A 12,460-nucleotide genomic window follows, 5' to 3' on the forward strand; every position below is an offset into this window, starting at 1 on the left:
CTCCGGGTGAGTACAACCGGCGACATGGTTTGGCGGCCTTCCTAGCGTGGTGCCATGTCGAACCTGCGAGTCTTCGTCGAGGCGGCCGACGACTGGACCGAACTGACCAATAGTGGCGATCCCGCGGTGCGGCTGCAGGCCCGCGACCTGCAGCACGCGCAGCGCTCCACCGGCCGGTTGCGCGCCGACACGGGCGCGGCGGTGGTGCTGGACCTGACCGTGCTGATCGCCGAGGACCGGCGGTCGGCGCGGCGGCTGCTGGCCACGGCGAAGCCCGCCGGGGATGCGGTGCACTACGTCGGCACGGTCGAGGGCCTCGCCGGGCTGGTCGACGACATCTACACCCTTGGGGTGGCCGACGGGGTCACGCTGATCCCGGCCGCCGAGCAGCAGGACGTCCGGGCGCTCGGCGAGCAGACGTTGCGCCGGCTACAGATCCAGCGTCAGCGGGGCGCCCGCCGAGCGTGAGACGCAGGTGAGCATCTGCTCGGCGCGCTCGGGCTCGGTGAGCAGGGTGTCGCGGTGCTCGACGTCGCCGGCCAGCACGCGCGTGCGGCAGGTCCCGCAGAAGCCCTGCTGACACGAGTACGGCGCCGCCACCCCGGCCCGGGTCAGGGCCGCCAGCAGCGTCTCGTCGGCCGCCACCTGCACCGTCGTCCCGGTGGACGCGACCGTCACCTCGAACGGTTCGCCGTCGACGACGGGTGCGGCGCCGAACCGCTCGTAGTGCAGTTCCACGGTGTCGCGGCCGACCAGCGCCGCGCGGATCACGGCCAGCATGGGCGCGGGCCCGCAGGCGTACACCGACGTGCCGTCGGGGCAGTCCCCGAGCAGCGTGGCCGCGGTGGGTAGGCCGTCGACGTCGTCGGTGCGGATCTCGATGCGGTTCCCGAAGCGGGCCACCTCGTCGAGGAACGGGAGGCTGTCGCGGCTGCGGCCCACGTAGACCATCGACCAGTCGACGCCCAGGCGTTCGGCGACGGTGAGCATCGACAGGATCGGCGTGATGCCGATGCCGCCGGCGATGAAGCGGAAGCGCTGGGCCGGCGAACCGTAGCCGGGGACGGCCAGCGGGAACGCGTTGCGCGGGCCCAGCGTGGTGATGGTGGCGCCCACCGGGAGTCGGTCGTGGATCTCCACCGATCCGCCGCCGCCACCGGGGATGCGGCGCACCGCGATCCGGTAGTGGTCGTCGCTGTTCGGGTCGCCGCACAGCGAATACTGCCGGACCCGTCCGCTGGGCAGGTGCACGTCGATGTGTGCTCCGGCGTGCCACGGCGGCAGGGTCGCGCCGGGTGCGGGGGTCAGACGCAGTTCGATGACGTCCTGATCGTGCGCGACGACGGTGCGGTCGGCCACCGTCAGCGTGAGCGGCTGCTCGGCCGGCGGCGAGATCGGTTTGCGGACAACAGCTCCCGACAATGCCCACAGGCCGTTGATGGCCAGGTCGGCGAACCGGATCGACGGGTCGTGCCGGAACTGACCCGACAGGCTCGGCGGGGTCTGGCGCAGGCGCTGAAGGAGCCGCATGTCAGTGCAGCGCGGCTCGGGCGGCCGGGGAGGCGGCCAGGTAGGCCACCGCCTGGGCCGTCGACCCCATGTATTCGGGCGAGTATCGCGGACCGAAATAGGCCAGAGTCTGCGTGCCGAACAGGTTGCGGAACTTCGGCAGCAGGCCCAGCTTCGAGTCCCGCATCCGTAGCCGGTTGAACTGCCACCAGTTGACGTCGACCGTCGGGTCCTTCTTCAGGAAATACCAGGTGCCCTTCTGGAAGAAGCCGAACATCATCGGCACCACCACGGTCATGGCGCGGATCCGGGCCAGGTAGCTGTCGTGGAAGTAGACCGCCACGTCGTGGGCCACCGAGCGGTGTTCGACCTCCTCGCTGCCGTGCCACCGGAACAGGTCGGCGAACGTTGGGTCGGCCGCGTGGTCGTCCCAGTTGTTGTTCAGCGTGAAGTCGCCCAGCACCGCGGTGTAGTGCTCGATGGCCGCGATCAGCCAGAGTCGTTCGCGCAGGTGGTTGAGCCGGCGGCGCTCGTTGGTCGACGTGCTCGGGGCCAGCACCTTCTCGAAGATGTGCTCCACCAGGTCGAGGATCGGCCCCGGTTCCAGGCCGTGGTCCTCGAGGTAGGTGTGCAGCACCTTGTCGTGCACGTCGGCATGCATGGCCTCCTGGCCGATGAATCCGCGCATGTTGGCGGCCAGTTGCGGGTCGCGCACGTGCGGCAGGGCCTCGTTGAACGCCTGGACGAACCAACGCTCGGCGGTGGGCAGGATGACGTTGAGCAGGTTGGCCATGTGCGAGGCCGCCGGATGGCCGGGAATCCAGTGCGGGCCGACCCCGTCGACGTCGAAGTGCACGTTGCGGGCGTGGATCTGAACGGGGCCGGGATCGACTTCGCGTGCGGATCGATGTGGGCGCAACATTTCTGAACACCTTTCTCGCTCAGTTCTGCACTGTAGTCCGAATACGGTACTTGCGGTACCGGGTAGTGCCCCGGGTCCGGCGTCAGGGGTCGCGACCGCCCCGTTCGGTTTTGATGCGTTGGGCTTGGTCGGCTTTGCGGGTGCGTTGGCGGCGGGGCATTTGTAGGCCGCGGTCGGGGTTGGTGGGCTTGGTGGGTCGGGTGGGTGCGGGCAGGGTGGCGGTGGTGGTGTTCCAGTTCGGGAACGCGATCTTGCTGCCGGGGTAGGTGGTGTAGGTCTTGCCTGCCGGTGTGGTCCAGACGATGGTGCCGTCGGGGTGTTGGGTTTCAGACCATTCGGTCCAAAAAGTCTTCAACAAGTGGTGTTTTCGGCACAGGCAAGCCAGATTCGACGGGTGGGTCGGCCCGCCTTGACCATCAGGAATCGTATGGTCAAGATCGGCGCGTTCGGCGGGGGTGTGACAGCCCGGGAAGCGACACGTCATGTCGCGGGCGCGGACCCAGGTGGCCAGCGCCGCGGAGGGGCGGTAGCGCGGTTCGGGGGCCTCGGCGGGGGTCCGCAGGGGTTTGACGGTGGCGCCGGTGTCGACCAGTTCGGCCAGCAGTGGTGCGGGGACGATGCCGCCGCCTTGCAGGACCGCGGTGCGGTTGCCGGGATTGGGTTGCGGGGTGGGGTCTTTGGGGGCTGCGGGCTCGACGGGGGTGTCGTCGGGGGTGTCGTCGGCCTTGGCCTTGGGCTCCGCGCATTCGGACGGTGGGGCAGCGTGTCCGTCTTGCGGGATCTCGCGTGCAGTGTCGCCGGTGTCGGCCGCGGTCTCTGCGGACTCGACGCGCTCGTCAGCCCTAGCAGCACCCTCGACCGTCTTGGCGGTGCGCCGCGCTTGGGCTTCGGCTCTGGCCGCGGTGTTGGCGGCTTGGGCTTGCTGGACGGCGTGTTGGTCGGCGACGACGTGGACGACGATGTGTTCGGCGCGGGTGTCGGGGGCGGTGGTGGCCGGGCATTCGGTGTTGCCGCAGCGGCAGGGCAGTCGATCGGCGCCGGTGATCAGCAGCGCCACGGCATCGGAGCGGCGTTGCCCGGTGGTGCGGGGATCGTTAGCGCAGACGCTAGTGGCCATCGCGCGTAGCCGGCGGTCGAACAGGGCGGCGTCGACGTTGGTGAGGCTGCCGTACATCGAGGTGGTGCCGGTGGTGTCGTCGCGTTTGCCGAACTGGACGTCGCGGTTGCGGTTGGCGTCGCGGTGCTCGATGACGGCGTCGGGGTCGTGTTCGGCGAGTACGGCGTCGATGGCGTTGTCGAGGGCCTTGTCCGACAGCGTCCCGAACCGGGTGGCTTTGGCGGCCAGTTCGGCGTCGATGGTGGCCAAGAGGGTGGGGTCTTCGACGAGTTTGGTGCGCCAGGCGATCGTGGTCGCAGTGCGCAGGCTCAGCTCACCGTTGGCCAGCTTGGTTGCGGTCTTCGTTATCCGGGTCCGTAGGGCATGGGCCAGGTGCATCTGGGTGGAGGCACGCCGGTGGGTCAGCCCGAGGGCGGCGGCGACTTCGGCCGCGACACTGTCCCAGCCGTCGCAGGCCCACAGTTCGCGTTCGTCGTCGATGTTGAAGAGGCGGCGGTCCATGAGTTCGGCGATCGCGGCCAGCCGGCTGGCGGCGGCGCTGTTCTCGGCGCGGGCGAACCCCGAGATGGCGTCCACAACCCTGGCATCGTCGGCCGAAGCCAACTCCTCAGGATCCGCCAGCAACTCGCACATACGTTCGACAGTAAGCCGACCTCAACCCCGGCGCACCACCGAAACCACCCACCTGTGGATCAAAACGACACTGTGGATAACCCACGGCGCGACACTGTGGATAACCCACAGCGGAACACAGAAAGGATCAGTGCCCGGAGGTCTTGAACCGCTCGAACGAGCGCTGCACCTCGGCCTCGGCCTCGGCGCGGCCCACCCAGTCGGCGGCCTTGACGAACTTGTTCGGCTCGAGGTCCTTGTAGTGCACGAAGAAGTGCTTGATGGCCTCGAGCTCGAAGCTCGGCACGTCGCTGATGTCCTGGACGTGGTCCCAGCGGACATCGCCGGCCGGCACGCACAGCACCTTGTCGTCGCCGCCGGCCTCGTCGACCATCTTGAACATGCCCACCGGGCGGGCCTCGACGATCACGCCCGGGAACACCGACTGCGGCAGCAGCACCATCGCGTCCAGCGGATCGCCGTCCTCACCCAGGCTGTCCTCGATGTAGCCGTAGTCGGCCGGGTACGCCATCGGGGTATAGAGGTAGCGGTCCAGCCGGATCCGACCGGAGTCGTGGTCGATCTCGTACTTGTTGCGCTGCCCCTTGGGGATCTCGATGGTGACGTCAAACTCCACCGGCAGGACTCCTTCGCATGGCTGACCGTCGTTTCGTCGGACGCCACACTAGCGTGCAGGCCCTGACCACGGTGGGGCGATACCCTGCAGTACATGCATCCCAAGCGGTGGCGCCGCTCCACGCACCTGGCGGTGGGGGCCGCCGTCCTGGTGGCGGTGGTCGCGCTGGTCGCCGCGTCGCTGCTGTTCGTGGGCGATCGGCAGACCGACGCCTTGGCCGCCGCGCGACCGGCCCCGGTGGCCGCCAGCCCGGGCGTGGTCCCGCTGGCCGAGGATGCGGAGATCCCCACCGAGGTCGGGATGAGCGTCGCGCTGGCCAAACCCCTGGCCGACCCGAACCTCGGCATCCTCACCGGGCGCATCAGCGACGCGCTGACCGGCGAGCCGCTGTGGCAGCAGGCCGATGACCTGCCGATGCAGCCCGCCTCCACCAACAAGGTGCTCACCGCCGCGGCCGCCCTGCTCACGCTGGAGCGCGACGCCACGGTGACCACCAAGGTCGTCGCCGCGACCGATCGGGGCTCCCGCGGCGTCGTCGTCCTCGTCGGCGGCGGCGACACCACGCTCTCGGCCGCGCCCGCCGATCAAGACACCTGGTACAAGGGTGCGGCCCGGATGAGCGATCTGGTCAGCCAGATCCGCGAGAGCGGCTACACCCCGACCGCGGTGCAGGTCGACACGTCGCTGTACAGCGGGCCGGGGCTGGCCCCCGGCTGGGATCCGGCCGACATCGACGGCGGCGACATCGCGCCCATCGAGCCGGTGATGCTCGACGGCGGCCGCACCCAGCCGACCACGTTCGACTCCCGGCGGTCCCCGACCCCGGCGCTGGACGCCGGTCGCGCGCTGGCCGTGGCACTCGGCGTCGATCCGGCGACCGTGACCATCGTCCCGGGCCCGCCGACCGGGCCGGAGCTGGCCTCGGTCGACTCGGCGCCGCTGATCGAGCGGCTGCGCCAGATGATGGTCAACTCGGACAACGTGATGGCCGAGAGCATCGGCCGCGAGGTCGCCGCGGCCTCCCAGCGCCCGCTGAGCTTCGCCGGCGCCGCCGGTGCGGTGTCGACCCGGCTGGCCGGCGAGGGCATCGACCTGACGGGTGCCAAGCTGCTGGATTCCAGCGGGCTGTCGGTCGACAACCGGCTCACCGCGCTCACCCTCGACGAGGTCGTCGGCGAGGCCGCCGGGCCCGACCACCGCGAACTGCGCCCGCTGCTGGACCTGCTGCCGGTGGCCGGCGGATCGGGCACGCTGTCGGAGCGGTTCCTGCAAGCCGGCACCACCCGGCCCGCGGCGGGCTGGCTGCGCGCCAAGACCGGCTCGCTGACCGGCACCAACGCCCTGGCCGGCATCGTCACCGACCGCAGCGGCCGCGTGCTGACCTTCTCCTTCCTGTCCAACGACGCGGGGCCGACGGGACGCCTGGCGATCGACGCGCTGGCCGCCACGCTGCGCTCCTGCGGATGTGTGCGATGAGCCAATCCGCGCTCGGGGGCGCCGTCGACTGGCAGTTCGCGGCGACCGTGGGTGCCCGGCTGGCCCGCCCGGCGGGTCCCGTCACCGAGTACACGCGCCGGCAGGCGATCGAGGAACTGGCCGAATGCTCGCGGGACGCCGAGCCGCCGGTGCGCGACGTCACGCGGCTGCACACCGACGGTCCCATCCCGGATGCCCGGATCGTCGATCGGCCCGAATGGATCCGGGCCGCAACTGAATCCCTGCGCTCGATGACAGGCGGCGACGAGAGCGCGGGCGGGTTCCTGTCCGGCCGCGTGACCGGTGCGCAGACCGGCGCGGTGTTGGCCTTCGTGTCGTCGGGCATTCTGGGGCAATACGATCCGTTCACCGCCGACGGCGGCAAGCTGCTGCTGGTGTATCCCAACGTCATCGCCGTGGAACGGCAATTGCGGGTGGTGCCAAGGGATTTCCGGCTCTGGGTCTGCTTGCACGAGGTCACCCACCGGGTGCAGTTCACCGCCAACCCGTGGCTGGCCGGATACATGACCGACGCGCTGGAGGTCCTGACGGCCGACGCCGGCGACGACCTCGCCGCGGTGATCGGCCGCCTGGCCGAGTTCGTCCGCGACCGCCAGGACGGGGTGCTCGGCTTCATGCGCGCGGTGCAGTCCGAGCCGCAGCGCGAGGCGCTGGACCGCCTGCTGGTGCTCGGCACACTGCTCGAGGGGCACGCCGATCACGTGATGGACGCCGTCGGCCCGACGGTGGTGCCCTCCGGTGTCACCATCCGGCGCCGGTTCGACGAGCGTCGCCATCGCAAACAGCCTCCGCTGCAACGGATTCTGCGGGCGCTGCTGGGTATCGACGCCAAGATGTCGCAGTACACCCGCGGCAAGGCGTTCGTCGACGAGGTGGTGACGAAGGTCGGGATGGACCGGTTCAACACCATCTGGACCGGCGCCGAGACGCTGCCGCTGCCCGACGAGATCGACGAACCACAGCGATGGATCGATCGAATCCTGTAGGGCAACTGCGCGCGGCGGTCGCGGCTTTCGCCAAGGAGTACCTGCCCGACGTGGACCGGTGGTGCGTCGCGCTGTCCGGCGGCGCGGACTCGCTGGCGCTCACCGCGGCCGCGGCCGGACTGCTGCCCACCACGGCCCTGATCGTCGACCACGGCCTGCAGGCCGGGTCGGCGGCCGCCGCCAAGACGGCCCAAAACCAAGCCAAAGAACTGGGCTGCGTTGGTGCGGAGATCATCTCGGTGACCGTCGGCACCGCGGGCGGGCCCGAGGCGGCCGCCCGCACCGCGCGCTACGCGGCCCTGGACAGCGGCCGAGGGCAGGCGCCGGTGCTCATCGGACACACCCTCGACGATCAGGCCGAGACGGTGCTGCTCGGCCTGGGCCGCGGGTCGGGCCCGCGCTCCATCGCCGGTATAAGGCCCTTCGACCCGCCGTGGTGCCGGCCGCTGCTGCACCTGCGCCGCGACACCACGGAGGCCGCCTGCGCCGCCCTGGGCCTGACGCCCTGGCGCGACCCGCACAACCACGACCGCCGCTTCACCCGCACCCGGCTGCGGCACGAGGTGCTGCCGCTGCTCGAGGATGTGCTCGGCGGCGGCGTCGCCGAGGCGCTGGCCCGCACCGCAACCGCCCTGCAGGAGGACGGCGACGTGCTCGATGCGCTCGCCGAGCGGGCCCTCGAAGAGAATCGGGGGACCCGCCTCGAGACCGCCCCCCTGACCGAGCTGCCCGTCGCGGTGCGGCTGCGGGTGATCCGCGGCTGGTTGCTGGCCGGTGGCGCGCGCAACCTGACCAGCAAGCAGATCCGCGCGGTCGACGAGTTGGTGACCGCCTGGCGCGGGCAGGGCGGGGTCGCCGTCGGCGGCGACCGCGCCGGCACCCGACTGTTCGCCCGGCGCCGCGACGGCGCGCTGGTGCTCGAATACGCGCCCATCTGAGTTTCGCTTTGGCCAGCGCGGCGCCGACGTGGCACGCTGGGGCACGTGCCAGCTAATTCTGATGAGCTGTACCCCGGAGACATCAAATCGGTGTTGCTCTCGGAGCAACAGATCCAGGAGAAGACCGCAGAACTGGCCGCCGCCGTGGGCGCCGCCTACGCGGACCGCCTCGGCGATCAGGACCTGCTGCTGATCACGGTGCTCAAGGGCGCCGTCATGTTCGTCAGCGACCTGGCCCGCGCGATCCCGCTGCCCACCCAGCTGGAATTCATGGCCGTGTCCTCCTACGGGTCGTCGACGTCGTCGTCCGGGGTGGTGCGCATCCTCAAGGACCTCGACCGCGACATCAACGACCGCCACGTGCTGATCGTCGAGGACATCGTCGATTCGGGTCTGACGTTGTCCTGGCTGCTGCGCAACCTGGCCAGCCGGCGGCCCACGTCGCTGGAGGTCTGCACGCTGCTGCGCAAACCCGACGCCGTGCGCGCCGACGTCGAGATCAACTACGTCGGCTTCGACATCCCGAACGAATTCGTCGTCGGTTACGGACTGGATTACGCCGAACGCTACCGAGATCTGCCCTACATAGGCACTCTGGAACCGAGGGTTTATACGCCCTGAGTTCTCGGGAGGTCGCCATGAGCACGGAACTTCGCATCTGCCCCATCTGCGAGGCCACCTGCGGGCTGACCCTCACGATCGAGGACGGCCGGGTGACCGGCGCGCGTGGTGACGCCGACGACGTCTTCAGCGCCGGTTTCATCTGCCCCAAGGGGGCCAGCTTCGCCGAACTCGACGGCGATCCGCACCGGTTGACGGGCCCATTGGTGCGCCGCGACGGGGAACTCACCGAGGTCAGCTGGACCGAGGCCTACGACGCCGTCGCCGACGGACTGGCCAAGGTGCTCGCCGAACACGGCGGCAGCGCCGTCGGCGTCTACATCGGAAATCCCAACGCGCACACCGTCGCCGGGGCGCTGTACGGGCCCATGGTGATCAAGGCGCTGGGCACCCGCAGCGTGTTCTCCGCCAGTACCCTGGACCAGATGCCCAAGCAGGTGGCGCTCGGACACCTGCTGGGCAGCCCGTTCGCGTTCGCCGTCCCGGACCTGGACCGCACGGATCACCTGGTGATCATCGGCGCCAACCCGCTGGTGTCCAACGGCAGCCTGGCCACCGCGCCGGACTTCCCGGGCAAGCTCAAGGCCCTGCGCCGGCGCGGCGGCAAGCTGACCGTCATCGATCCGGCGCGCACCCGCACCGCGGCCCAGGCCGACTGGCACCTCGCACCCCGGCCGGGCACCGACGCCGCGCTGCTGTTCGCGATCGTGCACGTGCTGTTCGACGAGGACCTGGTGGCCGAGGGTCTCGGCGGCATCGGTTCCTACGTCCGCGGTGTCGACGAGGTCCGGGCCCTGGCGGCCGACTTCACCCCGGAGGCCGTCGCGGGCTACTGCGACATCGACGCGCAGGACATCCGCACCCTGGCCCGCGAGATCGCCGCGGCGCCCAGCGCCGCGGTGTACGGCCGGATCGGCACCACCACGGTCGAATTCGGCACGGTCGGCAGCTGGCTCGTCGAGGTCATCAACATCCTCACCGGCAACATGGACCGTCCCGGCGGGGTGCTGTTCCCGCTGTCGGCGACCGCCTCGAAGCCGCGGCCGCCGAGGCCGGGGCGCGGCTTCGCGATCGGGCGCTGGCACAGCCGGGTCTCCGGCTATCCCGAGGTGGCCTCCGAGTTGCCCGCCGCGGCCGTGGCCGAGGAGATCGACACCCCCGGCGACGGACAGCTGAAGGCGCTCATCACGATCGCGGGCAACCCGGTGCTCTCCGCGCCCGACGGCGAGCGCCTGGTCCGCGCGATGACCGGGCTGGACTTCATGATCAGCATCGATCCGTACGTCAACGCCACCACCCGGCACGCCGATGTGATCCTGCCGCCGCCCCCGCCGTCGCAGAGCCCGCACTTCGACTTCGTGCTCAACAACCTGGCGATCCGCAACAACGCGCGGTACTCGCCGCCAGTGCTGCCGCTCGACGGCCGGCCCGACGAGACCGAGATCCTGGCGCGCATCGCGCTGGCGATCTTCGGCGTCGGCATCCACGCCGACCCGGCCCTGGCCGACGAACAGGTGATTGCCGCGACGCTGAGCAAGGAGGTCGCCGACCCGCACTCGCCGGTGGCCGGGCGCACCGTCGAGGAACTGGTGGCGATGCTGCCCGACGGGCCGGGCTACGAGCGACGGCTGGACATGATGCTGCGGGTGGGCCCCTACGGCGACGCCTTCGGCGCCGACCCGGAGGGCCTCACCCTGCAGCGCCTGAAGGCCGCTCCGCACGGCATCGATCTGGGACCGCCGCGGCCGCGGCTGCCGGAGGTGCTGCGCACGCCGTCGGGCAAGGTGGAACTGGCGCCCGAGGCGTTGATCGCCGACACCCGGCGGTTGCGGGACTCGTTGACCCGGCGCGTGGACGGCCTGGTGCTGATCGGCCGACGGCATCTGCGGTCGAACAACAGCTGGATGCACCTGGTGGGCGGGACCAACCGATGCACGCTGCAGATCCACCCCGACGACGCCGCCGGACTCGGGCTCGGCGACGTCGCGGTGGTCAAGGGGCCCGGCGGGGAACTGCTGATCCCGGTCGAACGCACCGACGACATCCGTCCCGGCGTCGTGTCCATCCCGCACGGCTGGGACGAGGCCAACGTCAACCGGCTCAACGACGGCACCCAACTGGATCCGCTGTCGGGAACCTCGGTGCTCAACGGCATCCCGGTCGAGGTATCGGCCGTCGACCCGGTGCCCAGCGGCTGATCAGGGGCTGACGGCCAGCAGCAGCCGCACCAACTCGGCCTGCCGGTGGGTGCCAGTCTTGTCGAAGATGTGCGCCAGGTGCGTCTTGAGGGTGGCCGTGGACACCGAGAGGTCCTCCGAGATCGGCTTGAGGCCGCCGCCGCGCAGCACCCGCAAGGCCACATCGGCCTCGGCGTTCGCCAGGCCGAAGAGCCGTCGCAGCAGGACCCGCGGCGGCGCCGGATCGGTCTCCGTGTCGATGACGGTCACCAAAGCCGTTGTCGACGAGTTCAATTCGGTGAAACTCAGCGGCAGGACGTGGACGATGTACGGACGCTTCCCGGACGGCCGACGGCACGCGAACGCATCTCCTCGGCGCACATCACCGGGCTGCTGGACGCACGCGTATCCGATGCTCCGCTGCAACTGACCGCCCCAGGTCGTGCCCGTCGCCTCGAGGGTGTGGCCGCGCACGGTCAACCCGTCACCGGTCGCCAGGATCCGCTCGGCCGCGGAGTTCATGTGCAGCACAACGCATTCCGGTCCTACGATGACGACGCCGTGGCGGATGGTCTCCATCAGCCCGCGGATCTCGCCCGCTCGGGTGCCCAACTCCCGCAGGTGCCGCTGCGCGAGGAGCGCCTGCTGCAGGTGGGGGACCAGCGCGCCGATGAACTTCGCGCGGTCGGCGGTGGCGAATGGCGCGGCGCCCTTGGCCGCCGCCGCCAGGAACGTCACGGGTGTCCCGCCCACCCCCAGCCGGGCAAAGAGCCCGTCGTCGAGGTGGAAGGGCCGCATGAAGTCGACGTCGAACTCGGAGTCGGCCGCCAGCGGGACCAGCGCCCGACCGCTGTGGACCAGGCCGGCCGGACCCGTCTCGACGGCGTCCAGCACGTAATCCATCGAGTGGTAGTAGCTCTGGTAGCAGTCCCGGGCCTCCGGTGGAACGGTGGCGGCCAGCAGCGATCGGCCGGCGCCCGCGCCGACGAAGATCGCACAACCCGTGGCGCTGACGGCGCGGTCGATGCGGGCCAGTGCCGTCGGCCAGTTCTCTGGTCGAAGTGACGACGCGTAGACCTCGGTGGTGACGCGCGAGAATTCTTCGAGTGTGACCATCGCCCCGCCCTTCCCCGCGCGGATCGATGGGGCAAGTTTAGTCCGATTTCACCCGTTCGGCTGAGGCGGCGCCGCGCCACGGACTGGTTGATTGAGACCAGGGTCTAGATAGAGGGGGTCGACATGACGCTTGCCATGCACCTGCCGCACGCACATTGGCCGCACGCGCACCTGCCGCAGCTACACCTGCCGCTCGTGCTCCACAAGGCTGCGGACGACGGGGGTGAGCGAATTCCGCACGTGTACCCGCGTCGCTACGTCTTCATCGAGAACGCAGCGATGGCCCGTGCGATGGATCGTCTCTGAACGCAGCGGCTGAATCAGCGGG

12 protein-coding genes are annotated in these 12,460 nt (G+C 70.3%); 7 read left to right on the plus strand and 5 right to left on the minus strand.

Going from position 1 to position 12,460, the window contains the following annotated elements; translation table 11 throughout:
• Positions 1-54: 54 nt before the first annotated feature.
• Positions 55-468 carry a hypothetical protein gene (locus EL338_RS01760; protein ID WP_126332164.1) on the plus strand — a complete coding sequence of 138 codons (414 nt, stop codon included), beginning with the start codon at positions 55-57 and terminating at the stop codon, positions 466-468.
• On the opposite strand, the gene EL338_RS01765 is transcribed toward EL338_RS01760, so the two are convergent.
• From EL338_RS01765 to EL338_RS01780, 4 genes are all read right to left on the minus strand, one after another.
• Entirely contained in the window at positions 430-1,530 is a 1,101-nt protein-coding gene (locus EL338_RS01765) for a PDR/VanB family oxidoreductase (protein ID WP_126332165.1), read from the minus strand. The two genes, EL338_RS01760 and EL338_RS01765, sit on opposite strands and share 39 nt — an antisense overlap.
• A gap of 1 nt (position 1,531) precedes the next feature.
• The gene (locus EL338_RS01770; RefSeq protein WP_126332166.1) at positions 1,532-2,431 is read right to left on the minus strand and encodes a metal-dependent hydrolase; all 900 of its coding nucleotides are present in this window, start codon (positions 2,429-2,431) and stop codon (positions 1,532-1,534) included.
• Between the two features lie 82 nt (positions 2,432-2,513).
• Positions 2,514-4,181, minus strand: coding sequence for a DUF222 domain-containing protein (locus EL338_RS01775; RefSeq protein WP_126332167.1), 1,668 nt, complete (start codon positions 4,179-4,181; stop codon positions 2,514-2,516).
• Between the two features lie 127 nt (positions 4,182-4,308).
• Positions 4,309-4,797, minus strand: a complete 489-nt coding sequence (locus EL338_RS01780) for an inorganic diphosphatase (RefSeq protein WP_126332168.1) — start codon at positions 4,795-4,797, stop codon at positions 4,309-4,311.
• Between the two features lie 93 nt (positions 4,798-4,890).
• Between EL338_RS01780 and dacB the strand changes: the two genes are divergently transcribed.
• Genes dacB through EL338_RS01805 form a run of 5 tightly spaced genes read left to right on the plus strand, consistent with a single transcriptional unit; the run spans position 4,891 to position 11,037 of the window.
• Complete coding sequence (dacB, locus tag EL338_RS01785; RefSeq protein ID WP_126332169.1) at positions 4,891-6,273, plus strand: D-alanyl-D-alanine carboxypeptidase/D-alanyl-D-alanine endopeptidase; 1,383 nt, start codon at positions 4,891-4,893, stop codon at positions 6,271-6,273.
• Positions 6,261-7,280, plus strand: a complete 1,020-nt coding sequence (locus EL338_RS01790; RefSeq protein ID WP_372941946.1) for an Rv3626c family coenzyme F420 biosynthesis-associated protein — start codon at positions 6,261-6,263, stop codon at positions 7,278-7,280. The genes dacB and EL338_RS01790 overlap by 13 nt, the downstream gene beginning before the upstream one ends.
• Positions 7,259-8,218 (plus strand): tRNA lysidine(34) synthetase TilS, encoded by a 960-nt coding sequence (gene tilS, locus EL338_RS01795; RefSeq protein WP_126332171.1) that lies wholly within the window; start codon positions 7,259-7,261, stop codon positions 8,216-8,218. The genes EL338_RS01790 and tilS overlap by 22 nt, the downstream gene beginning before the upstream one ends.
• Positions 8,219-8,263: 45 nt before the next feature.
• Positions 8,264-8,839 (plus strand): hypoxanthine phosphoribosyltransferase, encoded by a 576-nt coding sequence (gene hpt, locus EL338_RS01800; protein WP_126332172.1) that lies wholly within the window; start codon positions 8,264-8,266, stop codon positions 8,837-8,839.
• Between the two features lie 17 nt (positions 8,840-8,856).
• Positions 8,857-11,037, plus strand: a complete 2,181-nt coding sequence (locus tag EL338_RS01805) for a molybdopterin-dependent oxidoreductase (protein ID WP_126332173.1) — start codon at positions 8,857-8,859, stop codon at positions 11,035-11,037.
• Here EL338_RS01805 and EL338_RS01810 read toward each other — a convergent pair whose 3' ends face one another.
• Positions 11,038-12,132 carry a helix-turn-helix transcriptional regulator gene (locus EL338_RS01810; RefSeq protein WP_126332174.1) on the minus strand — a complete coding sequence of 365 codons (1,095 nt, stop codon included), beginning with the start codon at positions 12,130-12,132 and terminating at the stop codon, positions 11,038-11,040.
• Between the two features lie 123 nt (positions 12,133-12,255).
• On the opposite strand from EL338_RS01810, the gene EL338_RS01815 reads away from it, so the two are divergent.
• Positions 12,256-12,438, plus strand: a complete 183-nt coding sequence (locus tag EL338_RS01815) for a hypothetical protein (RefSeq protein WP_126332175.1) — start codon at positions 12,256-12,258, stop codon at positions 12,436-12,438.
• The last annotated feature ends 22 nt before the right edge of the window (positions 12,439-12,460 follow it).

The sequence above is a fragment of the Mycolicibacterium chitae genome, from assembly GCF_900637205.1.
Classification (GTDB): domain Bacteria; phylum Actinomycetota; class Actinomycetes; order Mycobacteriales; family Mycobacteriaceae; genus Mycobacterium; species Mycobacterium chitae.